The organism is uncultured Maricaulis sp. (assembly GCF_963975345.1).
Classification (GTDB): Bacteria; Pseudomonadota; Alphaproteobacteria; order Caulobacterales; family Maricaulaceae; genus Maricaulis.
On the sequence record NZ_CAXBGE010000007.1, the window covers coordinates 76,683 to 99,050 of the forward strand.

At 61.1% G+C, this 22,368-nt stretch carries 20 protein-coding genes and 1 tRNA gene; 6 read left to right on the forward strand and 15 right to left on the reverse strand.

Going from position 1 to position 22,368, the window contains the following annotated elements; translation table 11 throughout:
• Window positions 1-245: 245 nt before the first annotated feature.
• On the reverse strand, window positions 246-566 hold the full coding sequence (locus AAC029_RS09130) for a hypothetical protein (protein ID WP_339746625.1): 321 nt from the start codon (window positions 564-566) through the stop codon (window positions 246-248).
• A gap of 121 nt (window positions 567-687) precedes the next feature.
• Window positions 688-763, reverse strand: a tRNA-Lys gene (locus AAC029_RS09135).
• Between the two features lie 116 nt (window positions 764-879).
• On the opposite strand from AAC029_RS09135, the gene AAC029_RS09140 reads away from it, so the two are divergent.
• Window positions 880-1,494, forward strand: a complete 615-nt coding sequence (locus AAC029_RS09140) for a hypothetical protein (protein WP_339746628.1) — start codon at window positions 880-882, stop codon at window positions 1,492-1,494.
• A gap of 26 nt (window positions 1,495-1,520) precedes the next feature.
• Here AAC029_RS09140 and tgt read toward each other — a convergent pair whose 3' ends face one another.
• Both tgt and queA read right to left on the reverse strand, forming a co-directional pair.
• Window positions 1,521-2,663, reverse strand: a complete 1,143-nt coding sequence (tgt, locus tag AAC029_RS09145) for a tRNA guanosine(34) transglycosylase Tgt (protein ID WP_339746631.1) — start codon at window positions 2,661-2,663, stop codon at window positions 1,521-1,523.
• On the reverse strand, window positions 2,660-3,718 hold the full coding sequence (gene queA, locus AAC029_RS09150; RefSeq protein ID WP_339746634.1) for a tRNA preQ1(34) S-adenosylmethionine ribosyltransferase-isomerase QueA: 1,059 nt from the start codon (window positions 3,716-3,718) through the stop codon (window positions 2,660-2,662). Before queA ends, tgt begins: the two co-directional genes overlap by 4 nt.
• 83 nt (window positions 3,719-3,801) lie before the next feature.
• On the opposite strand from queA, the gene AAC029_RS09155 reads away from it, so the two are divergent.
• Entirely contained in the window at window positions 3,802-4,824 is a 1,023-nt protein-coding gene (locus AAC029_RS09155) for an endonuclease/exonuclease/phosphatase family protein (protein WP_339746637.1), read from the forward strand.
• Here the strand turns inward: AAC029_RS09155 and AAC029_RS09160 are convergent.
• The 7 genes from AAC029_RS09160 to gyrA all read right to left on the reverse strand — a co-directional run bounded on the left by AAC029_RS09160 (window position 4,815) and on the right by gyrA (window position 13,256).
• Window positions 4,815-5,420, reverse strand: coding sequence for a peroxidase-related enzyme (locus tag AAC029_RS09160; protein ID WP_339746640.1), 606 nt, complete (start codon window positions 5,418-5,420; stop codon window positions 4,815-4,817). The genes AAC029_RS09155 and AAC029_RS09160 overlap by 10 nt on opposite strands.
• A 574-nt stretch (window positions 5,421-5,994) precedes the next feature.
• Window positions 5,995-7,512, reverse strand: a complete 1,518-nt coding sequence (locus tag AAC029_RS09165; protein WP_339746643.1) for a site-specific DNA-methyltransferase — start codon at window positions 7,510-7,512, stop codon at window positions 5,995-5,997.
• Window positions 7,513-7,514: 2 nt separating this feature from the next.
• Window positions 7,515-8,297 carry a hypothetical protein gene (locus tag AAC029_RS09170; protein WP_339746646.1) on the reverse strand — a complete coding sequence of 261 codons (783 nt, stop codon included), beginning with the start codon at window positions 8,295-8,297 and terminating at the stop codon, window positions 7,515-7,517.
• 231 nt (window positions 8,298-8,528) lie between these two features.
• Window positions 8,529-8,981, reverse strand: a complete 453-nt coding sequence (locus tag AAC029_RS09175) for a peptidylprolyl isomerase (protein ID WP_339746649.1) — start codon at window positions 8,979-8,981, stop codon at window positions 8,529-8,531.
• 5 nt (window positions 8,982-8,986) lie between these two features.
• The gene (locus AAC029_RS09180) at window positions 8,987-9,940 is read right to left on the reverse strand and encodes a peptidylprolyl isomerase (protein WP_339746652.1); all 954 of its coding nucleotides are present in this window, start codon (window positions 9,938-9,940) and stop codon (window positions 8,987-8,989) included.
• Window positions 9,937-10,428, reverse strand: a complete 492-nt coding sequence (gene coaD / locus AAC029_RS09185) for a pantetheine-phosphate adenylyltransferase (protein ID WP_339746655.1) — start codon at window positions 10,426-10,428, stop codon at window positions 9,937-9,939. The genes AAC029_RS09180 and coaD overlap by 4 nt, the downstream gene beginning before the upstream one ends.
• A 2-nt stretch (window positions 10,429-10,430) precedes the next feature.
• Complete coding sequence (gyrA, locus tag AAC029_RS09190; protein ID WP_339746659.1) at window positions 10,431-13,256, reverse strand: DNA gyrase subunit A; 2,826 nt, start codon at window positions 13,254-13,256, stop codon at window positions 10,431-10,433.
• Window positions 13,257-13,574: 318 nt separating this feature from the next.
• On the opposite strand from gyrA, the gene AAC029_RS09195 reads away from it, so the two are divergent.
• The 3 genes from AAC029_RS09195 to AAC029_RS09205 all read left to right on the forward strand — a co-directional run bounded on the left by AAC029_RS09195 (window position 13,575) and on the right by AAC029_RS09205 (window position 16,040).
• Window positions 13,575-14,879: a nucleotide pyrophosphatase/phosphodiesterase family protein gene (locus AAC029_RS09195; RefSeq protein ID WP_339746662.1), complete on the forward strand. Its 1,305-nt coding sequence runs from the start codon at window positions 13,575-13,577 to the stop codon at window positions 14,877-14,879.
• Window positions 14,880-14,944: 65 nt separating this feature from the next.
• Complete coding sequence (locus AAC029_RS09200; protein WP_339746664.1) at window positions 14,945-15,508, forward strand: superoxide dismutase family protein; 564 nt, start codon at window positions 14,945-14,947, stop codon at window positions 15,506-15,508.
• A 58-nt stretch (window positions 15,509-15,566) separates the two neighbouring features.
• On the forward strand, window positions 15,567-16,040 hold the full coding sequence (locus AAC029_RS09205) for a hypothetical protein (RefSeq protein ID WP_339746667.1): 474 nt from the start codon (window positions 15,567-15,569) through the stop codon (window positions 16,038-16,040).
• Between the two features lie 94 nt (window positions 16,041-16,134).
• Here AAC029_RS09205 and AAC029_RS09210 read toward each other — a convergent pair whose 3' ends face one another.
• The 4 genes from AAC029_RS09210 to ssb form a co-directional block, all read right to left on the reverse strand.
• Window positions 16,135-16,605, reverse strand: coding sequence for a DUF2269 domain-containing protein (locus AAC029_RS09210; protein WP_339746670.1), 471 nt, complete (start codon window positions 16,603-16,605; stop codon window positions 16,135-16,137).
• Window positions 16,605-17,900, reverse strand: a complete 1,296-nt coding sequence (locus AAC029_RS09215; RefSeq protein ID WP_339746673.1) for an NAD(P)H-binding protein — start codon at window positions 17,898-17,900, stop codon at window positions 16,605-16,607. The genes AAC029_RS09210 and AAC029_RS09215 overlap by 1 nt, the downstream gene beginning before the upstream one ends.
• Window positions 17,901-17,962: 62 nt before the next feature.
• Complete coding sequence (locus AAC029_RS09220; protein WP_339746676.1) at window positions 17,963-18,655, reverse strand: hypothetical protein; 693 nt, start codon at window positions 18,653-18,655, stop codon at window positions 17,963-17,965.
• A 37-nt stretch (window positions 18,656-18,692) separates the two neighbouring features.
• The gene (gene ssb / locus AAC029_RS09225; RefSeq protein ID WP_339746679.1) at window positions 18,693-19,172 is read right to left on the reverse strand and encodes a single-stranded DNA-binding protein; all 480 of its coding nucleotides are present in this window, start codon (window positions 19,170-19,172) and stop codon (window positions 18,693-18,695) included.
• Window positions 19,173-19,469: 297 nt separating this feature from the next.
• On the opposite strand from ssb, the gene uvrA reads away from it, so the two are divergent.
• Entirely contained in the window at window positions 19,470-22,346 is a 2,877-nt protein-coding gene (uvrA, locus tag AAC029_RS09230) for an excinuclease ABC subunit UvrA (protein ID WP_339746682.1), read from the forward strand.
• Window positions 22,347-22,368: the final 22 nt, after the last annotated feature.

The following is a 22,368-nucleotide window of genomic DNA, read 5'->3' on the forward strand; positions in this document are numbered from 1 at the left end:
TGTCCCTGACCGCCAGCGGCCGCTCCGACAGCATCGCCGGAGTTATCCGCCTGACCGCCAGCGAGATCGTCTCGACCTATACCCTGCCGCGCATCCTGACCGAGCTGCGCCGGGCCGAGCCAGAGATCGAGATCGAACTGGTCGCTTCGGACCGTAGCGAGAACCTGCTCCAGCGCGAGGCCGATATCGCCATCCGTATGTACCGGCCGACCCAGGTCGATGTCTTCACCAAGAAGGTTGGCGACCTACAGCTCGCCATGTTCGCGACGCCGGATTATATCGCCCGGCGTGGCATGCCAACCAAGCTGGAGGATTTCCTCGATCATGACGTAATCGGCTATGACCGCAGCGAGCTGATGCTGCGCGGCTTCGCCGAAGCGGGCCTGCAGGTCGACCGGCATTTCTTCGCCTTCCGGTGCGATAGCCAGGTCGTGGGCTGGCAAATGGTGGTGGCCGGTTTCGGGATCGGTTTCAACCAGTTGGAGATCGGCTTGGCCGAACCACGCGTCCAACGCATCGTGACCGGGACCGCCCTGCCCGCCCTGCCGATCTGGCTCACCGCCCATTCAGAGCTCAAGACCAGTCGCCGGGTGCGGCGCGTCTTCGATTTCCTGGCCGAGGCGCTGAAAGCGCGCGGCGTTCATGGCGATCAGCCGAACGGCGCGAATGGCATAAAAGAAACAGGAATGGTGAGCCCGCCGGGGCTCGAACCCGGGACCTACTGATTAAAAGTCAGTTGCTCTACCAGCTGAGCTACAGGCTCCCCGTGCGAGGAGCGCCCTACCTATAGCGGCGATTCCGGTGGGTCAATCGCGCCTTGCCTATGGATTTCAGCAATTGCGATGCGATTTTGCCATAATTGGCGGTAATATCACCTTCATGAGCTCGAAGATTTCCCTGTTTGCAGGCGCACTGGCGGCGTTAGCGCTCAGCGCCTGCTCAACCACCCGCGAAGAAGCCGGCGGCTTCGCCCGCGAGGAAACGGACAGTGCCGTGCAGGACGCTGTCGGCCTGCCGCGCGAGCGGCCCGGACCGATCATGGTCGATGAAGGCGATGACACCGTGCCGACACCCTATGGCGGCGAAGGCTCGCCGCGGCGTTGCTCAACGGTAGCCCGCGACATTGCGCGCCTGACAGTCGTGCTGGGAGCGGATGTCGAGGAGGCCAGCCGCGAGACGGACCAGGCCGAGCGCGAGCGCGAAGGCCGTAGCTGGTTTGACCAGAGCGCCGAATTCGCCCTGCAGACCCCGGAAATGGCCTCGCAAGGCGCCCGTGGCCTGTATCATTCCACCATTGTCGGCCTCAACCCGGTGCGCCCCGTGATCCGCTTCATCGGCGGCGCTGGCCGCATCGAGACCGATGCCCGCGAACGCCGCGAAATGGCCCAACGCCGCCGCGCTTATCTGCGTGGGATTTATGACGGTTTCGGTTGCCCGGCGGTGCAGATGCGCCGCGCGTTTGAGGCTTATGGGCTGGTGGAAACGGCGGAGTAAGCGCGCGCGGATGACCGGCACCTGGATCACTCGCTGCGCGCCGCCGCCTCGGCCACGCCCTGATCCCATTTCGCCCGAAACTCGCGCCGAAACGCCTCGTATTCACCCGCTGCAATCGCAGCCCGGATGCGGGCCATCAGGTGTTCGAAATAGGCGATATTATGCCAGGACATCAGCATGGCCGAAAGGTATTCGCCTGATTTGAAAAGGTGATTGAGATAGGCCTTGGAATAGTCGCGGCTGGCGGGGCAATCGATTTCCGGCGCCAGGGGCGTGTCATCCTCGATGAATTCGGCGCGCTTGATATTGATCGGGCCATAATCCGACCAGGCTTGTCCATGGCGTCCGGAGCGGGTGGGCAGGACGCAATCGAACATGTCCACACCGCGCGCGACGGCCTCGACCAGATCGATCGGCTTGCCGACCCCCATCAGATAGCGCGGACGTTCCACGGGTAGATGCGGCGTGGTGAAATCGAGCACATCGCACATCTGCTCGAAGCCCTCGCCGACCGCGAGGCCGCCAATGGCATAGCCGTCAAAGCCGATTTCCTTCAATCCTTCAGCGGATTGACGCCGCAAATCCTCGAATACCGAGCCTTGGACAATGCCGAACAAGACCTGGTCGTCGCGGGTTCCGAAGGCGTCTTTGGAGCGTTGGCCCCAACGCAGGGAAAGTTCCAGCGAGGCCTTCGCTTCGGCGGGGGTGCAGCCGAAGGCGGTGCATTCATCGAGCTGCATCGAGATGTCGGCACCGAGCAGGTCGGCCTGGATTTCGATGGAACGTTCGGGGGTTAGGTGATGTTTCGAGCCATCGATATGGCTTTGAAACGTGACGCCCTGCTCGTTCATCTTGCGCAGTTTGGACAGTGACCAGACCTGGAAACCGCCACTATCGGTCAGGATCGGGCCTTGCCAGGCCGAGAATTTGTGCAGCCCTCCCAAACGTTTGACCCGTTCGGCGCCGGGACGGAGCATGAGGTGATAGGTATTGCCCAGAATGATGTCGGCCCCTGTCCCCTTGACCTGATCCATATAGAGCGCCTTGACGGTGCCCGCCGTGCCGACCGGCATGAAGGCCGGGGTGCGGATATCGCCGCGTGGGGTTTTCAGGACACCGGTTCGGGCCGCCCCGTCTCTGGCGTGGATATCAAAGGTAAAGACGCTCATCGCGCGCGCTCCAACAGGCTGGTATCCCCGTAGGAATAGAATCGGTAGCCGTTTTCAATGGCATGGGCATAGGCGCGCTGCATGGTTTCGAGGCCCGCCAAGGCGCTGACCAGCATGAAAAGCGTCGAGCGTGGCAGGTGAAAATTGGTCAGAAGCGCGTCGGTGATGCGGAAATCATAGCCGGGCGTGATGAAAATCTCGGTGTCGCGGCTGCCGGATTCGATACGGCCAATCTCCGGTGCCAGGCTCTCCAAAGTGCGCAGCGCAGTGGTGCCGACGGCGATGACGCGGCGGCCCTGTAACCTTGCCGAATTGATGGCGTTAGCGGCCTGCTCGCTGACCGTACACCACTCGCCATGCATGTGGTGGTCTGCTGTATCTTCGACCTTTACCGGCAGAAAGGTGCCGGCGCCGACATGCAGGGTGACATCGCAGCGCTCGACACCGCGATCCGCCAACGCGGCGAACAGACGCTCGGTGAAATGCAGACCGGCAGTCGGGGCGGCGACGCTGCCATCTTCGCGTGCGAATAAAGTTTGATAATCCTCGACATCCGCCGCATCGACACTTCGCTTGCGAGCAATATAGGGCGGCAAAGGCGGCACACCGGTCGTGGCAATCGCCTCATCGAGCAAAGCGCCGGACAGATCGAACGCCAAAAGCGTATCGCCGCCCTCGGCCCTTTCGATCACTTCGGCGGAAAATCCCTCGAATTCGATCCTGTCGCCAATCCTGAGCCGCTTGGCCGGGCGCACGAAGGCGCGCCAGCGATCCGGTCCGGTGCGCTTGTGCAGATTGATCTCGCACTGCACCGCGCCGCCGCCGCCCAGTTCGCGCGCGGCGCGCGTGCCGGTCAGCGCGGCGGGGATAACGCGGGTATCATTGAACACCAGCAAATCACCGGCCCGCAACAGGTCCGGCAGATCGAGCACCTGCCTGTCGGCCAGACCGCCGGAGGTATCGACATGCAGCAGCCTTGCCGCATCGCGGGGCCGCGCCGGGCGCAAGGCAATACTGGCCTCGGGCAGGTTGAAATCGAAATCATCTACGCGCATCCGCAGGGGTCTAGCTTCGGACTCACCGCTTCGCAATCTTTGCGGTGTAGTAGAGGGGGTGAACGCCAAACCGGATCGCCGCCTTGCGCCATACAATCTCTGCCCTGCTTGTCCTTGCCCTGTTGATCGGCCTCGCCCTCGTGATCACCCTCGCCCCGCTATGGCGCGGCTTTGATGCCTTGCGCGAGATCTGGCCGATCCTGGTCGGCCTCTCAGTGCTCGCGGCGCTGTCCTTGCTCGGTAATCGCCATCGGCAGGCGCGCTGGATCGGCCTTGCCGCCACGCTCGTCATCATCGCACCGGGCGTTGACGAAAGCTGGCGCGCCGTGTCAGCCACGCTCAATCCGGCAACCCAAAGCGCAGCGGGCCCCGGCGAGATTGATCTACGGATCGGTACCCATAACATGTGGGGCCGCAATGCCTCGCCGATGGCAGCGGCAACGCTGCTGCCGCCACGTGCGCCCGATATCCTGGCGCTGCAGGAGGCCTTCGGAAAGGCACGCGACGCCGCCGATGCGCTGGAAGCGCAATACGCCTTCGCGGCGCATTGCAGATCCAACCGGCTATTGAGCAATCTGCCCATTTTGGCTTCCGGTTGCGTCGCAGTTCCACCCGCGATCCGTGCCGCCGCGACCATCGCCTGCGACTGGGAGATTCCGCCTGCCGTCTGGGCCCGGATCCAGATGCCCGATGGCGGTGAAGCGGTGTTCGTGACGGTGCATCTGACCTGGCCCTTCCCCGACGCGACCCAGGACTGTCAGCGCCGCGGCCTGTCGCGCGGTCTGGCACGATGGCCACAGGACCGGCTCGTCGTGATGGGTGATTTCAACGCCGCCGCACCGGCCTATGCCCTCTCCCGGCTCGACCGCGATCTTGGCCTCGAGCGGCGCTCGATTGGTATCGCCACCTTCCCGTCCGAAGGCCGCTTCGAGCAAGCCGACTGGGGCACGCCGCCCTTCGCACCGATGATGCTGGGGATTGATCACATCTTTGCCGGCACGGCCTGGCAAACGGTCTCGATTGAGGCCGGACCCAATACCGGCTCCGATCACCGGCCTCTGCTGGCGACCCTGCGCCTGCGCGCCGCGCCCGCCGCTCAGCCGTGAGACCAGTTGTCCGGATCGCTGCTATCGCCCGGTGACAGGCCAAGCTCCTCGCCGACCAGGCTGACACCGAGCCCGAGCACGGTGCGATTGGCATAGGCGAAATAGGCCGCGACCTGATTGATCTCAAGAATCTCACCATCGTCGAAACCGGCCTCGCGCAGGCCGGCGATATCGGTCTTCTCCATGCCGGCCGGATTGCGCGTCAGCTTGCGGGCATAGACCAGACCAGCTGCCTCCCGGCGCACGAAGGCCGAGCCGAGATTATCGCTCTCCAGCGCGCTGCGGATCTCCGACGCGCGCGCATCATCGCCGAGCAAACGCTTGAGCCCGGCGAAATGATGTTCCAGACAGTAGCCGCAGCCATTGAGCAGACTGACATAGACGCCGATGGTTTCCAGATAGGCCGTGTCGAGCCGGTTGGCACCGTGATGCAGCACCGCCTTGTAGAGCGCCATATGGCCCTCCAGCGTGTGCGGCCGCAGCCCGTGAATGGCCAATACATGATCAACCTGGCCCTTGGGCCCGGCGATACGGTCATAAAGGGCTTTCAGACGGCCTGCCGCCTTGTCCGCCCCGATCATCTCAATCCAGCTCATGAGTAACAGCCTCGCCGGATGCGCGATTCAGGCAAGTAAAATCGTGATCGGGGCGCGCGGGAGGGTGGCTTGATCCCCCCGAATACTCAAACCGATGTCATCCCTGACGGATGCCCCGCGGACGCGGGGCGCAGATCAGGGACCCAGAACCTCCATCGCGACACCAACTTGATGGGTTCGAGCAATCACGCACGCAACCAGACGTCGGGCGTCTGGGTCCCTGATCTACGCCCGGATCACTGACGCGTCCGGGCATCCGTCAGGGATGACAAACTGTAATGATTTAAAGTGAGTAGGCCCTGCGCAGGGCCAAACCCCGCCTTGAAAACCATGCCGGGATCCGGCCAGACAGGACTTGTCTCGTCAAGGGTGAAACCGCGAAGCGGCGCCTTCGGCGCCCTTGACGAGACAAGTCCAGTCTGGCGACCTGCTTGGCAAGGGTTTCAGGGATGGCTCTGCCCGGGGTGGGCGCGTTTTCACTGAGTTTATGGGTCCTTGGTCTGTTGAAATAGGTGCCTGTCACCATTTATTTTTATGTCACCAACTATTCAGTGCACCTTCAAAAAGGTTCGGATTAGTCGGTCCCAGAGAGGTCATCTCGAATCTGATCCCGTAGCGCCGCGATAGGTAGCGTTCCCTTACCCGACTCCAGATGCCAAAATAGCCAACCATTGCAGGAGGACGCCCCCTGAAGCTTTGCACCGACTTGGTGGATGGAGCCAGAGGTTCCGTCCGCTACGACTGTCCCGTCCGCCAAGACAACCGCGGAAAACCGGCCATCCGCACTCCAGAGCGTATCGCCGGGGCGCACCAGACCTCTTTCAACAAGATCGCCAAAAATAATGCGCAAACGCATGCGGCTTGGCTGAGAAACTTGAAGCGCCTCGACAGAGTGTGCTCTTACGGCCGACACTCGGTTTCTGGCAACCCTCACGTAATTAGGATCGACTTCGATACCAATGAAGTGTCGCCCCAATCTCCTAGCTGCTGCCCCGGACGTACCGGTCCCAAAAAATGGATCAAGCACAACCTCTCCGGGATTTGAAGTCGAAAGGAGAATTCGATGCAAAAGCGCCTCCGGCTTCTGTGCCGGATGAACGCCATTGCCCTCTTTGTCTTTAATGAGCTCATTTCTAGAGCAAACTGGTAAGGTCCAATCGGAGCGCATCTGCACGCCATCATTGAGGGCCTTCATCGCAGCATAATTGAAAGTTGGTTTAGCATCCTTGCTCTTCGCCGCCCAGATCAAAGTCGCGTGCGCGACTGTAAAGCCTGTACCCTTGAAATTCGGCAATGGATTAGACTTGCGCCAGATTACATCGTTCATAATCCAAAAGCCCGCCGCTTGAACGAGAGCGCCAATTCGAAAGATATTTTCGTAGCTGCCAATCACCCACAATGCGCCGCTCGGCTTCAGTACTCGGCGGGCTTGTGCCAACCAATTCGCCGAGAATAGATCATAAGACTCAACACCGTCGCCGCCGTCCCATGACCGGCCGACATCGGCCTCACCCGCGAAAGTGCCGCAAGGTGGATCTGCTACGACGAGGTCGACGCTATTATCCGGAAACGTTCGCATAATTTCAATGCAGTCACCTTGAATGACTTCATTGACGGGCAATCCTGTTGCAACATTAATATCAGGTGTGATGACATCTTCAAACTCATAATCTGCTTGAATAACCTCAAGCTCATCGCCGCCCGACCTCATTTCAGATTCTGAAACTACGCTCTCTTTGCCAATATACTTTCTTATATCCCTCGCCACTGCGGACGCCGCTGGATATTCGGGCAATACTGCTTCTAAAAATCGCTCTAACTGAAACTTATTTCCAATTATCAAGCCATTTGATTTGGAGTAAAATGCTGAGACGGGTCGATCGCCTATATATAATACCCTCTGATCATTAGTCCCAATAACAAAATCATCCGGGTAGACAAATATCTCTTCAAAATTCAATATGGTATCTGATTCACTTTTTTGCACGAAGTTTGCTGATGGATCCCCTTCTTCATTAAAGAAGATAGGAATTGCAAACGCATCCCCAATCGCGGCCGCATGTATTGCACCTTTGCAACGATAACTTTCCATTATCATGGGACAAACAACATTTTGCTTTCCATCCAAATGTGAACAGCATCTCGAATTTGCCTTTGCCGTGCATCTATGCTGTCCAAGTCTAATTCATACGGAATCAACTCCGCATTATGCTTCTTCGCGAAAGACTTTACTTCGCCGTCTTGACATGCCGTATCGGGAGCAACCAACGCTAACAAGTTATCAGAGTCTATCTTAATTGGGTACTGGTAACACAACTCGATAGTCGCAGACCTTTGATCGTAATTCACTGAAATCTGAGTTTTGCAAATGTCGACAAACCCTTGACTGTGAAAGTCCAAAGTAGCTATTTCATTTTCTACATTGTCACGTAACTTCATGGAATAATAGGCCTTATTGCTTCCAAAAAACGCGGAAACGAGCTGACCGGGAACACGATGCATTGACTTGAATGCAAAATCTTCCAATGGGAACGCTCCCACAGCCTCACCATAGATTTTTTCATATCCACCCGAATCGAACGGAAATGCGAAACAAGGGGGGGGGAGCCTTTTATAATCCAGAACAAAACAAAAGAGGGCTGAACGTATCGCACCGCTATAACCCTGCACACCGGACGGACGATAACTTGGCTTTCCATAAAAATGGAATGAGGCCGACGCCTTTATATTATCATCAAAATCGCCAACCTGGATTTCACCCGTATCAAGAATGCCCAAAAATCGTCGCCCGATGCAGGTGTGCATAACGGGCATAGTTGGCTCGGCGGCCGGATAGGACGCTACGAACTCCCTGAAGCGATGCGAAGCACTTGCCATTGCCAACCTCCACGTGCGCGAGACTTCTCGATTTCGTCCTAAACTTCAACCGAATTGACCAGTTTATTGCGTGGACCGATGACATCAGCGCGACGGTGCGTCCACGATAGACAACGGCGGGCACCCATTTACTCCCGGATCGAGCGAGCTCAACTCAACTTCCCCCAGCCAACAAAAAGCCGCGACGCCCAACGGCATCGCGGCTCTCCATTTCAGCACATACGCCGGGGCCTAAACCTCAACAATGCTCGCCTTGACGATCTTGCCGGGCTTTGCCGGTGGCTCGCCCTTGGGGATTTTGTCGACGTGTTCCATGCCGGAGATCACTTCGCCCCAGACCGTGTACTGGTTGTCGAGATAGGGCACGGCATCCAGGCAGATGAAGAACTGGCTGTCGCCGCTATTCGGGTCGGATGAGCGGGCCATCGACATGGTGCCGCGCACGTGTTTCTCGGCAGAAAATTCGGCCGGGATCTTGGTGCCCGATCCACCCATGCCATTGCCATTGGGGCAACCGCCTTGGGCGACGAAGCCGTCGATCACGCGGTGAAAATTGAGGCCATCATAATAGCCTTCTTTCACCAGTTCGGTGATGCGGGCGACGTGTTTCGGCGCCAGATCGGGACGCAGTTTGATCGTCACATCACCCGTTTCCAGGGTGAATACGAGTTGTTCTTCAGCCATTGAATTTACTCCAGAATTCTTGTCGGCACGGGAATTTCGCAGACATCCGGCAAAGCGCCGGACGCGTCGCGAAGCGAATTGAGATAGGCGGTGAAAGCAGGCGATTCAGTATCGACCACCTGGACATGGGTGCGTTCGGCCTCGGGCAGATCGGCAGCGACGCGCATCGAATCGATCGTGTCGGGCACGAAACCGGGATCCTGCCCCAGCGTGCCGACCCGCAGCGCATTGACAGCATCCTGACCAGCGCGAACACGGCCCCAACTCGTATAGGCCGCGTTGAGGTGTTCGGCATTGCCGCGCGTGATGTAGAACTGGCTTAGTGCGCTGTTCGGATCATTGGTGCGCGCTGCGGCAGCAGCGCCGGTGCAATGCAAGAGCCAGCTATCGACCCGGCCATCGGCGGTCAGGGCTGCAGCGGCCAGGGTCTGGGTGCCGGCCGGAAAGCCGTGCCAAAAGCCGGCCTTCGCCGATTGCGCCATGTTCGACGGATTGATCACCCGGTTCTGCAATTCGCTGATCGGCAATTCGGCGCCGCGCCGAACGGTGAATTCGGAATTCAGGGGCGGCAAATCGGTACGGTGGTTGGGATTGCCGCGCGCGCCGCCGCCCTGGGCCATAAAGCCATCGAGAACGCGGTGCCAGACGAGGAAATCATAGAAATGCGCCCGCGCCAGAATCTTCATGCGCTCGACATGATTGGGCGCGAATTCCGGCGCCAGCTCGACGATGATGCGGCCATGCGGCGTTTCGATATAGAGGGTATTTTCCGGATCGAGATCGCGCCAGGCATCGTCGGGGAATGGGTAGGCTGTGCTCGCGGTTGCAGCAGCCGTTTCGGCGACCTGGATCGCGCTCACCGCGCCGGTGGTCTGGCTGGCATCAGCGGCTTCGCGCGCGCAGGCGGCGGTAGCCAGACCCAAGGCCAGGGCCAGGGAGAGTGAGACTTGTTTGATCACGCGAGACGCTCCTTCAAACGGGTTTCGATCACGGGCGGAACGAAAGCCGAGACTTCTCCGCCCAGCGAAGCAATTTCCTTCACCAGGCGCGATGAAATGGCCTGGTGACGCGGATCCGCCATCAGGAAGACAGTCTCAATATCATCATTGAGCTGCTGATTCATCGCCACCATCTGAAATTCATATTCGAAATCGGACACCGCACGCAGGCCGCGCACGATCGACTGTGCCCCGACCTGCTCGGCGAAATGCATCAACAGGCCCTTGAAAGGCAGGACCTCAATCACCGTATCATCAGCGAATTGAGCCGCTTGCGACTTCACCATTTCGACGCGCTCATCGAGCGTGAACAGGGGTTGTTTGGAGGCATTGATCGCGACGCCGATGATCAGATGATCGACCAGCTTCACCGCCCGCCCGATAATATCGAGATGGCCATTGGTGAGCGGATCAAACGTTCCCGGATACAACGCTGTGCGATGGGCCATGCTCAGACCTCTGCTCCGTCACCCGATCCGCTCTCATCCGAAATCGCTGCGCCGCCATCAGCGTCCGGAGCCAGATCTTCGGCCCCGTCCTGCTCATCGCCCTCATCCTCACCGGCATCCTGAATGCGGACAACGGCGACGACATTCTCTTTATCATTGAGGCGGATCAGACGCACGCCGCGCGTTGATCGCCCGGCAATACGCACGGTGTCGACCGGGAAGCGGATCAATTGCCCGCCATCGGTGACGGCCATGATCTGGTCGCTGTCTTCGACGGCAAAGCTGGCCGCCAATTCGACGCCGCGCTTGATATCGGTCGCGGCAACGCCCTGATTGCCGCGCCCCATGACGCGGTAATCATAGGCGCTCGAGCGCTTGCCCATGCCATCGACGCCAACGGTGAGGAGGAATTCCTCGGCGGCGCCCAATTCGGAAATGCGTTCCGGCGTCAGAGCAGCAATCTCGCCGTCATCATCGCCGTCACCATCACCGGCATCGGTGACAGTTTGATCTTCACCCTCATCGCCGAGCGCGAGACGCATGGCGGTGGCGTGTTTGATATAGGCGCGCGCTTCCGGCGAGGTGATATCGACATGGCGCAGGATCGCCATCGAGATCAGGCTGTCACCCTTGGCCAGGCGAATGCCGCGCACACCAACCGAAGAGCGGCCGGCGAAGATGCGGACATCATCGACCGGGAAGCGAATGGCGCGGCCACGATTGGAGACCAGGAAGACATCATTGGCCTCGGTACACAGGCGCACGGCGACAATGCTGTCATCCTCTTCCAGCTTCATCGCGATCTTGCCGTTGCGATTGACCTGCACGAAGTCGGACAGGCGGTTACGGCGAACCGTGCCGCGCCCGGTGGCGAACATAACATTCAGTTCGCTCCAGCTATCCTCGTCTTCCGGCAGCGCCATGATCGAGGTGATGGTTTCACCCTGATCGAGCGGCAGAAGATTGATCATCGCCTTGCCACGCGTATTCGGCGCGCCGAGCGGCAGGCGCCAAGCCTTGGTCTTGTAGACCATGCCGCGATTGGAGAAGAACAGCAGCGGTGCGTGCGTCGAGGTCACGAACAGAGTCGTGATGAAATCCTCGTCCTTGGTCGCCATGCCGGAGCGGCCCTTGCCGCCGCGGCGCTGAGCCCGGTAGTCGGACAGCGCGGTGCGTTTGGCATAGCCGCCATGGGTGACGGTGACGACCATTTCTTCGCGCGGGATGAGGTCTTCGTCTTCGAAGTCAAACTCGCCATCGATGAAGATGGAGCGGCGCGGCGTACCGAAATTCTCACGCACTTCGACCAGCTCGCTGCGGATAATCTCCAGCACACGCTCACGCGAACGCAGGATGTCGAGCAGATCGGCGATCTGTTCGGCCAGCGTGCCGGCTTCATTGCCAAGCTCGTCTCGGCCCAAACCGGTCAGGCGGTTGAGGCGCAGTTCGAGGATGGCGCGGGCCTGTTCCTCGGTCAGTTTCAGCGTGCCGTCTTCCTGCAGCACCGAACGCGGATCGGCGACGAGGCTGACCAGCGGCGCGACATCATGCGCCGGCCAAGCGCGCGCCATCAGGCCTTCACGCGCAGCGGCCGGATTTGGCGCGGCGCGGATCAGGGCGATGACTTCGTCAATATTGGCCACGGCCAGCGCAAGGCCGACAATGACGTGAGCCCGGTCGCGCGCCTTGGCGAGATCGTGCTTGGCACGACGCGCCACGACTTCTTCGCGGAAGCGCAGGAATTCCTTGAGGATATCCATCACGCCCAGCAATTGCGGACGACCGCGCACCAGCGAGAGCATATTGGCGCCAAAGCTCGTCTGCATCGGTGACCAGCGATAGAGCTGGTTGAGGATGACATCGGCATTGGCATCGCGCTTGAGCTCGATCACGACACGCATGCCGGTACGATCGGATTCGTCACGCAGATCGGCAATGCCTTCGATTTTCTTCTCACGCACAAGGTCGGCGATCTTCTCGATCATCGTCGCCTTGTTCACCTGGAAGGGGATTTCATGCACGATGATCGCCATGCGATCCTTGCGCACTTCTTCAACCGTCGCCAGCGAGCGCATGATGATCGAACCGCGACCTGTCGCCACCGCACTGCGGGCGCCGGAGCGGCCGAGGATCTGGGCGCCGGTCGGGAAATCCGGACCCGGAATGTGCTCCAGCAGCTCGTCTTCGCCCAGCAGTGGATTGTCGAGCAGGGCCAGCGTGCCATTGATCACTTCGACCAGATTGTGCGGCGGGATATTGGTCGCCATACCGACGGCGATACCGCCGGCACCATTGACCAAAAGATTGGGGAAGCGCGCCGGCAGAACGACGGGCTCGTGTTCCTGGCCGTCATAGTTTTCGCGGAAATCGACGGTGGATTTGTCGATATCAGCCAGCAGGGCGCTGGCCGGCTTGTCCATACGCACTTCGGTATAACGCATCGCGGCGGGTGGATCGCCATCGACCGAGCCGAAATTGCCCTGCCCGTCGAGCAGCGGCAGACGCAACGACCAGGGCTGGGCCATGCGGACCAGCGAGTCATAAACGGCCTGATCGCCATGCGGGTGGTATTTACCGATCACATCACCGACGACCCGCGCCGATTTTCGGTAGGGCTTGTCGGGCGTGTAGCCATTTACATGCATCGCCCAGAGAATACGGCGGTGCACCGGCTTGAGACCGTCACGCGAATCCGGAATGGCGCGGCTCACGATCACGCTCATCGCGTAATCGAGATAGGAGGTGCGCATCTCGTCTTCGATTGAAATATTGCCAACGCCTTCCGGCAGAGCCGGCGGCGGGGTCAGAACGTCATCGTGATCGCTCAAGGCGGTCCTCTCTCATTCGCGGCGCTGGCGGGGCTGAAAACCCCACCGCGCAAAGCAAAATGCCGCCCTGTATCCGGCACACAGAATCGGTGCGTGAATCAGGCGGCTTTCCTGTCACCAACACTTAACAATTGCAGCCCCGATGGGCAAATGCGCAGGGCGGTTGGAGCGCGTGGTTGCGAGCGCTGGAAACGTTGGCGGGAAACCGTCCCGAATCCGTTCGGTGAAGACCCACTTGCCAAAGCCGCCCCCGTGGCGAAACCTGCACCTTGAATGGCTTCGTCGGCACAGTGCCGGCGATGGCAATGGGGGATGATCATGATGAAAACTTCACGCCTGCACCTTGGAAGCCTCGCCCGGTTCGCGCTTCTGGCGCTGAGTGTTCAGCTTGCCGGCTGCGCCCACACGACAGCGCCGCCCGCAGCGAGCGAGGAGCCCATCGTGTTGATGATCGGTCTCGACGGGCTGCGCTATGATGCGATTGATCGCTGGGATGCGCCCAATCTGCGCGCCTTGGCCGCGCGCGGCGTGCGCCCGGATCACATGATCCCGGTGATGCCCTCCAAAACCTTCGTCAATTTCTACTCGCTGGCGACCGGGCTCTACCCGGAACATCACGGCATGATCACCAATGCGCCCTATGACCGCAGCTTTGACGAAGTCTTCTCTGCCCGTGATGGCAGTGCGCAGGATCCACGCTGGTGGGGCGGCGAGCCGATCTGGACCACCGGAGAAAAACAGGGCGTGCGCGCGGACATCATGTTCTGGCTCGGCTCGGAAGTCGCCCATGACGGGGTCCGCCCCTCCGTCTGGCACCCTTACGTGCATGAAATGCCCTACCAGGACCGTGTCGATGAAGTCCTGTCCTGGTTCGACCTGCCGCCGGCTGAACAGCCCCGTCTGGCTGCTGTCTATTTCGACCATGTCGATACCATCACCCATGCCGCCGGCCCGTTCACGCCGGAAGAAGGCGAGGCGGTTGCCGTCGTCGACGCCCTGGTCGGGCAGCTGGTTGAGGGAATGCGGGCACGCGGCCTGATTGACCGGACCAATATCATCATCGTCTCCGATCACGGCATGGTGCCGGTCTCGATCGACCGCTCCATCGCCCTCGACACGCTGACCGATCTGGACGGGCTGTTCATCCCGGAGTTTTCCGGCCGCTACGGCGCCGGGCTCGACCCCTTCGTGATGGGCTATGGCGAAGCGGAAGCGGTAGATCGCGTCTATGCGGCACTGGACGGCACCAATGAACATATCTCCGTCTATCGCCGCGGCGCGATGCCGGATGAATGGCATTTCGATCATCCCGATCGCGGCCCCGACCTGTTCGTGCTGGCCGACCCAGGCTGGCTGCTGACGCTGAGCACCGCCGATCTGTCCGGACCGTGGCCAGCGGGCATGCATGGCACGCACGGCTATGACAATCGCGATGAGAGCATGGGTGCGACCTTCATCGGTGCCGGCCCGATCTTCCCTGAGGGCACACGGCCGGAGGCGTTCGAGAATGTCGATGTCTATCTGATGATCGCCTGTGCGCTTGGCCTCGAACCGGCGACAACCGACGGTGATCCGCGAGTGGTGGAACGCATCACGGACGGGCGCTGTCCCGCCGCAAATTGACGCAACCGGCTGGCCCTCGCCCGGCTGGCGGCGTAAACAGGATCTGAAACCAATTGGAGTTCGCCATGTTGTCCCGCATCCTGCCCCTTACCGCCGTCCTGCTTTTGCTGCCCGTCGCTGCCTGCGCCCAGGACACTGATCCCGTACCGCCAGCTACGGTCACCACGACCAGCGGTGAAGTGATCATGCGCGACCGCACCCCGGCGGGCACGGTCAATCTGCGCCAGGGCCCTGACGGTGTTGTCATCCGGATCGCAGTTGATGGCCTGCCGGACGCAGCGCGCAATCAATGGCATGGCGCCCATCTGCACAGTGTCGGTGATTGCTCATCTGAGGATTTCACCTCCTCGGCCGGCCATATCAACCCCTCGGCGCGCCAGCACGGCCTGCTCAATCCGGATGGTCCCGACAATGCCGATCTGCCCAATCTCTGGGTCGATGCCAATGGCTCGATCCGGGCCGAAGTCTACACCACACGCGTCAGCCTGAACGGCTCTGACGGCCTGCCCGCTTTGCTCGACGAAGACGGTTCAGCGCTGGTGATCCATGCCGGCAGCGATGACCAGACCAGCCAGCCGATCGGCGGCGCCGGTGCGCGCATCGCCTGCGCGGTGATCACTACGCCCTAGCGCGCGAACCAAAAACCCACCACAATCCCGGCCTGTTTAGTCATCGGGATTCAAAACCATGCGCGTAAAACTCTGCTCCGCCCTCGCGGCCCTTGCCCTGACCGCAGCGCCTGCCTTTGGCGACGCCGCCTGGACGTCCAATCTTGGCCCGGTCATTTATGATGTCGACGCTGGCGACGCGGTCGTACTCATGAATTTCACGCGGGGGAGCGGCGCGGAACGTCGCACCTTCGTGCGCGGTCTGGTGGGCAATTTTGACCATCGCGGCAGCTATACCGGTTACTGGGTGGAAGCCGATGACGGCCCGTCCACGACGCCGGTCTGTGACGTTGCCATCCTCGATGCCGAGGGCAATTCGACCCATCATTGGGGCCGGGTAGAGTTTCAGATCGTCGATTCCGGCCTGCCCTCCTCCTGGGACGCGCTCATCGGCACATGTTTCGACATGCCCACCACCGGCTGGAGCGCACGCGATAACGGCGATTTCGATTACGATGCCTTCGAACGCCGCCGCAATGGTTCACCGAAATAGGCCGAGTCAGACGCGCGTAGCCAGACGCGCGCAGCATGGTGAGCGAAATCAGCGTGAAATCGCTCACCGCGCTGGCGCAGGGAGCTCGTGGTCGTCAGAGTTGCGGCCGGGACACCATCAGCACGAAGATCGCAATCAGAGCGGCGAAGGCCGGCCAACCGAGCGCAAACCAGATCCGCATCAGGCGATGGACGCGGTCGGGAACTGGCTCTCCCGCCGTGACCGCCTCGCCCATCAGGCGCCGGACCCGCAACTGGATCCAGACCACAGGCAACCAGCAAATGCCGATGAAGATGTAGAGCCCATAGCTCATCAAGAGCCAGGGTGCGGTCAGTGGCCAGCCGGCCAGTTGCGCCAATGCGATGCCCGTCAGCGGCTGGGCGATGACAGCGGTGGTGGTGAAGATCCAGTCGGCAAGCACGACATGTTTGGACGCGAGCGCGAAGCCGGGCGCATCGCCGGAACGCCAGGCCATCAGCATGAAGAAGGCAATCGCCGCGCCAGAGCCGAACAAGACACCGGCTGACAGGATGTGCAGGGTTTTGAGGATGAGATAGACCGTCATCAGCGTTCATCCTCGGTCGCGGCGATCATCAGGGCCAGCGCCATCATCGGAAAAACTTTCAGGATCGGGCCCAGCGCATCGGCCCACAGGCCGGGCAGGGTCATACTGAGCGTCGCGATATAGGCGAAAGTGCCAGCGATCATGATCGCGGCGACCCAGCGCACCCGCCACTTGGCCAGCATCGCCAGACCGAGGGCGAGATCAAAGGCCGAGCCGAACCAGAGCAAAAAGGTCTGCATCGCCGGCTCATAACCAGCCGCCTGCAGCACCGAATAGGCATCGCCGCGGGCAATCGTCAGCGAGAGAATCCCTGTCGCCAGCCAGTAGAGGCCCAAAACCCAGCGCGCGACGGGTCGGGCAAAGCCGAGCCTCGCGTGCCAGCGATCCTGCAGCCCGGCCGGGGCGCTGGCGAGATAGTCATCAAAGCCGCGCGGTGTTGCGCCCGTCGCGGCGAGCCAGGCGGATGGATCGCCCTCGACATCGAAATCGAGCTGTTTCAGCGCCGTCGTCCGCATCGAGGTGCGTACGCCGATCCAGCCCAGTGCATCGCCGAAACCAAAGGCCAGGGCGGCCAGCCAGCGCGGGAGGTGCCAGATCCGCGTGTCGCCAAAGCCGAGCCACCGGCGGTAGCTGCGCACCAATTCATCCATCGAAACGCGTTGCGGTCCGCCGACATCCCAGCTGACCTGAGACGGCGCGTCCGTCTGCAGCAGATCGCTGACTGCCGCGCTCAAATCCTCGACGCCAATCGGACGGAAGATCTGGCTGCCGCCAACCAGCGGCGTGACGAAGGGAATGCCGCACAGCGCCCGGACCAGCGCCGTGCCGCCATAGACATTGCGCGCGACCACCAGCGACGGGCGCAGGATAACCCAGTCGAGATCAAGCGCCTTCAGTGCCGCCTCGCCATCCTGCTTGTCACGGGCATAGGCCGAGCCGGAGGCCTTATCGGCCCCGACCGCCGAAATATGGATCACCCGTCTCACCCCGGCTTGCTCGCAGGCGGCAAACAGAGCAGCGGCGCCATCGACATGGGCGGCGCGGCTATTATCGCCGAGCCCGTCCTGCAGCACGCCAACGCAATTGATCACCGCATCAATGCCGGTCAGACGCGGGAGCCAGTCGGCGGCGCTGTCGTGGCGAAAATCACAGGCGATCCAGTTGATGTCGGGAGCCAAGCGGCGGGCCTGATCGATGCCGCGACCGGCGGCAGTGATGGAATGGTCCTGACTGTGCAGATGGGCCGCCAGATGCGAGCCGATAAAACCCGAGGCGCCAGCGATAAGGATATGCATGACCGCCCACTCCCCCTCAGCGCCGGATCAGCCGCGGCCTGGGGCCGCGCCTGCCACGACGCTCACTGTTCCTGCGCGAGTTGGCCTTCGCGGACCCGAGCGAGATTATCGCTCATATTATGGGTGATCGCAGTTCGCAGGGCGGGCCAGACGCCCTCGACCTTGAGCCATTCGGCACCGGGCATATCGGCATTGTTGATAGCCGCATAATAGGCGGAATTGCCATAGGAGCATGCCCACCAGGGCGAAGCTTGGCCGGTAAAGACCTCACCGGATTCGATCACGCCGCGCAACGCAGCTTCCATCCGCGCCGTATCCGAATTCATCAATGCCGTCACCGCAGGCCCGGCCTGTTGAGAGGAGGCGGTGACAACAGCCAGTGCGGTCGAATCGATGCAACGCGAGGCGTCGTAAATCGTCCGGGCGCGTCCGAGGAAATAGGCTTGCAGGGCACGGTCGGGATCTGTCTCCACTGTCAGGCGCGCGACCTCGAACAGGAAAATCGGCGGATTGATGTCGCGCCGCTGCCATAATTGATCGGCGATGGCCGAGCCCCGGTCCGCATCGGCGCCGTGCAATGTCGCCAAGGTCACCAGCACATCGCCCCATGCCGCGTCGCCAACAACAAATTGGGACTCGGTGCCTTCGTCCGGAACCGTCATGATCGCGGGATGACGCATATTGGCGTCTTCGCCCTGCGCCCAAGCTGGTGTCGCCAGCATGAGCCAAGCCAGGACCATTATTGAATTACGCATCATCGACTCCTCGCCCCCCGGCCGCGTCCCGTACCGATCAGAACGGAATTTCATCATCCATATCGGCGCTGCGGAAATCTTCCTTCGGCGCATCGACCGAGCGCTGCGGCGTACGCTCGCTGGAGTCGAAGCTGCCGCCACCGCCGCCATAGGAACCGCCCTCGCCCTTGCTGTCGAGCATTTGCAATTCGCCGCGGTATTTCTGCAGCACGATCTCGGTATTGTATTTGTCGACGCCGTTCTGGTCGGTCCATTTGCGGGTCTGCAGCGCGCCCTCGATATAAACCTTGGCGCCCTTCTTCAGATAATTCTCGGCGACCTTGGCGAGCTGGTCGTTGAAGATGACGACGCTATGCCATTCGGTCTTCTCGCGGCGCTCGCCGGAGGTCTTGTCGCGCCAGCTTTCCGAGGTCGCGATCCGCAGATTGCACACCGGATCGCCATTCGGCAGACGCCGGGTCTCCGGATCCTTGCCCAGATTGCCCACCAGAATGACCTTGTTCACAGATCCCGCCATCGCCCATTCTCCATGTTTTTGTGTTGCACGGCTTGTGCGCCGAGCCAATTTGTTCACATTATGTTCCACGGGTCAATTGTGCCCGCGAGTCGGGGGGATTTGAACGGAGTGTTGCAGCAGAGTCCAGTGAGGCGCGCGGCGAGCTGTGGATGGAACACAGGCCTCATGCTTGCCGACACCGACTTCCTGCCTACATGGTGTCAGCAGACCCGCATCTCGCGGCTGGACGAGCCACCGCTTGTTCTCTAAATGTTCAGCAGAAATCCCGCCCGCGACTCGGCAGACGAAAGACATTTCATGGCCCTCGACACCATCCGCGTGCGCGGTGCGCGCGAACATAATCTCAAGAATGTCTCTGTGGATCTGCCGCGCGACAAGCTGATCGTGTTCACCGGCCTTTCGGGCTCGGGCAAGTCCTCGCTGGCGTTTGACACGATTTATGCCGAGGGGCAGCGGCGCTATGTCGAGAGCCTGTCGGCCTATGCGCGTCAATTTCTCGAATTGATGTCGAAGCCGGACATGGATTCGATCGAGGGCCTGTCGCCGGCGATTTCGATTGAGCAGAAGACGACCTCGAAAAATCCGCGCTCCACGGTCGGCACCGTCACCGAAATCTATGATTACATGCGCCTGTTATGGGCCCGCGTCGGTGTGCCCTATTCGCCGGCGACCGGCCTGCCGATCCGCTCCCAGACTGTCAGCCAGATGGTCGACAAGCTGATGGCGCTGGATGACGGCGCGCGGCTCTATCTGCTGGCGCCCGTGGTGCGCGGCCGCAAGGGCGAATACCGCAAGGAATTCGCTGAGTGGCTGAAGGCTGGCTTCCAGCGCGTCAAGGTGAATGGCGAATTCTACACGCTCGAGGAAGCGCCCGTTCTCGACAAGAAATTCAAGCACGATATCGATGTCGTGGTTGACCGGCTGGTGATCAAGCCGGGCCTGGAAGACCGCCTCGCCGACAGTCTGGAAACCGCGCTGCGGCTGGCCGATGGTCTGGCGGTCGCCGAATTTGCCGACAAGAGCGACGATGACAGCCCGGCCGAGCGGCTGATCTTCTCGCAGAAATTCGCCTGCCCGGTCTCCGGCTTCACCATTGCCGAGATCGAACCGCGCCTCTTTTCGTTCAACAATCCCTTCGGTGCCTGCCCGGCCTGTGACGGGCTCGGCCAGTCGCTCAAATTCGACGAGGACCTCGTCGCCCCCGATCGCGACAAATCCCTGACCAATGGCGCCATCGCGCCCTGGAGCCGCGCCACATCCAAGCTCTACCAGCAGACGCTGCAGGCGCTGGCGACGCATTTCGGCGGCGATATGTTCAAGCCATGGCGCGAATTGCCGGAGGATTTCCGCAAGGTCATCCTCTACGGCACCAAGGACGACATCACTTTCGTCTATGAGGACGGCCTGCGGAAGTTCGAGACCAAGAAGCCGTTCGAAGGCGTCATCCCCAATCTGGAACGACGCTGGCGTGAGACCGATTCAAGCTGGGTGCGCGAAGATTTGGGCCGCTTCCAGTCGTCCCAGCCCTGCGAGACCTGCCATGGCCGCCGGCTCAAGCCGGAAGCTCTGTGCGTCAAGATCGCCGACCATGACATCGCCCAAGCCGGCACCATGCCGATCCAGGTGGCGCGCGACTGGTTTGGCACGCTCGAGGCGGGCATGTCGCCGAAGGACCAGCAGATCGCCGAACGCATCCTGAAGGAAATCCGCGAGCGGCTGAAATTCCTCGTCGATGTCGGGCTGGACTATCTCACCCTGGATCGCGCCTCGGGCACCTTGTCGGGCGGCGAGAGCCAGCGCATCCGCCTGGCCAGCCAGATCGGCTCGGGGCTGACCGGCGTGCTGTATGTCCTCGACGAGCCCTCCATCGGCCTGCACCAGCGCGACAATTCACGCCTGCTGGAAAGCCTGCGCGGGCTGCGTGATCTGGGCAATACGGTGATCATTGTCGAGCATGACGAGGAGGCCATCCTGACGGCCGATCATGTCGTTGACCTTGGCCCCGCTGCCGGCGTTCATGGCGGCGAAATCATCGCCGAAGGCCTGCCCGCCGATATTCTCGCCAGCGAGGCGAGCCTGACCGGCCAGTATTTACGCGGCACACGGCGGATCGAGATCCCGGTCAAGCGGCGCAAGATCAACAAGAAACGCGTCGTGCGAGTCGTTGATGCGACGGGCAATAATCTCAAGAACATCTCGGCCGATTTCCCGCTTGGCGTCATGACTTGCGTCACCGGTGTCTCCGGCGGCGGCAAGTCGACCCTGACGATTGAAACCCTCTACAAGGCCGCCGCCCGCAAGCTCAACAAGGCCCAGACCGTACCGGGCCCGCATGAGCGCGTTGAGGGGCTGGATCAGCTCGACAAGATCATCGATATCGACCAATCGCCGATCGGACGCACGCCGCGCTCCAATCCGGCCACCTATACCGGCGCCTTCACCCCGATCCGCGAATGGTTCGCCCAGCTCCCGGACTCGAAAACCCGTGGCTACAAGCCCGGCCGTTTCTCCTTCAACGTCAAGGGCGGGCGTTGTGAGGCCTGCCAGGGCGATGGCGTGGTTAAGATCGAGATGCACTTTTTGCCCGATGTCTATGTGCCCTGCGATGTCTGCCACGGCGCCCGCTTCAATCGCGAAACGCTCGAAGTCAAGTTCAAGGGCAAATCCATCGCCGACGTGCTCGACATGACGGTCGAGGAAGGCGCCGACTTCTTCAAGGCCGTGCCCGCCGTGCGCGACAAGATGGAGACGCTCAAGCGCGTCGGGCTCGGCTATATCAAGATCGGCCAGCCGGCGACCCAGCTCTCCGGCGGCGAAGCCCAGCGCGTCAAACTTTCCAAGGAACTCGCCAAACGCGCCACCGGCAAAACGCTCTACATCCTCGACGAGCCCACCACCGGCCTGCATTTCGAAGATATCCGCAAGCTATTGGAAGTGCTGCACGAACTGGTCGAGACCGGCAATACCGTCGTGGTCATCGAGCATAATCTCGACGTCATCAAGACCGCCGACTGGCTGATCGATCTCGGCCCCGAAGGCGGCGATGGCGGCGGCGAAATTGTCGCCATCGGCACACCGGAGGACGTCGCGAAAGTCGAAGCCAGCTGGACCGGGCGCTATCTGGCGCCAATGCTGGCGAAAGAGACGGCGCGGCGGAAAATGGCGGCGGTTTAGGGGGCTGACTCTAGATCTCAGG

Excerpts from the sequence above, each read along its gene's own strand:
- AAC029_RS09130 (WP_339746625.1), bottom strand. The coding sequence starts at position 566 with ATGGGCGGTGAGCCAGATCGGCAGGGCGGGCAGGGCGGTCCCGGTCAC.
- AAC029_RS09140 (WP_339746628.1), top strand. The coding sequence starts at position 880 with ATGAGCTCGAAGATTTCCCTGTTTGCAGGCGCACTGGCGGCGTTAGCG.
- tgt (WP_339746631.1), bottom strand. The coding sequence starts at position 2,663 with ATGAGCGTCTTTACCTTTGATATCCACGCCAGAGACGGGGCGGCCCGA.
- queA (WP_339746634.1), bottom strand. The coding sequence starts at position 3,718 with ATGCGCGTAGATGATTTCGATTTCAACCTGCCCGAGGCCAGTATTGCC.
- AAC029_RS09160 (WP_339746640.1), bottom strand. The coding sequence starts at position 5,420 with ATGAGCTGGATTGAGATGATCGGGGCGGACAAGGCGGCAGGCCGTCTG.
- AAC029_RS09165 (WP_339746643.1), bottom strand. The coding sequence starts at position 7,512 with ATGGAAAGTTATCGTTGCAAAGGTGCAATACATGCGGCCGCGATTGGG.
- AAC029_RS09170 (WP_339746646.1), bottom strand. The coding sequence starts at position 8,297 with ATGGCAAGTGCTTCGCATCGCTTCAGGGAGTTCGTAGCGTCCTATCCG.
- AAC029_RS09175 (WP_339746649.1), bottom strand. The coding sequence starts at position 8,981 with ATGGCTGAAGAACAACTCGTATTCACCCTGGAAACGGGTGATGTGACG.
- coaD (WP_339746655.1), bottom strand. The coding sequence starts at position 10,428 with ATGGCCCATCGCACAGCGTTGTATCCGGGAACGTTTGATCCGCTCACC.
- AAC029_RS09195 (WP_339746662.1), top strand. The coding sequence starts at position 13,575 with ATGATGAAAACTTCACGCCTGCACCTTGGAAGCCTCGCCCGGTTCGCG.
- AAC029_RS09200 (WP_339746664.1), top strand. The coding sequence starts at position 14,945 with ATGTTGTCCCGCATCCTGCCCCTTACCGCCGTCCTGCTTTTGCTGCCC.
- AAC029_RS09205 (WP_339746667.1), top strand. The coding sequence starts at position 15,567 with ATGCGCGTAAAACTCTGCTCCGCCCTCGCGGCCCTTGCCCTGACCGCA.
- AAC029_RS09210 (WP_339746670.1), bottom strand. The coding sequence starts at position 16,605 with ATGACGGTCTATCTCATCCTCAAAACCCTGCACATCCTGTCAGCCGGT.
- AAC029_RS09215 (WP_339746673.1), bottom strand. The coding sequence starts at position 17,900 with ATGCATATCCTTATCGCTGGCGCCTCGGGTTTTATCGGCTCGCATCTG.
- AAC029_RS09220 (WP_339746676.1), bottom strand. The coding sequence starts at position 18,655 with ATGCGTAATTCAATAATGGTCCTGGCTTGGCTCATGCTGGCGACACCA.
- ssb (WP_339746679.1), bottom strand. The coding sequence starts at position 19,172 with ATGGCGGGATCTGTGAACAAGGTCATTCTGGTGGGCAATCTGGGCAAG.
- uvrA (WP_339746682.1), top strand. The coding sequence starts at position 19,470 with ATGGCCCTCGACACCATCCGCGTGCGCGGTGCGCGCGAACATAATCTC.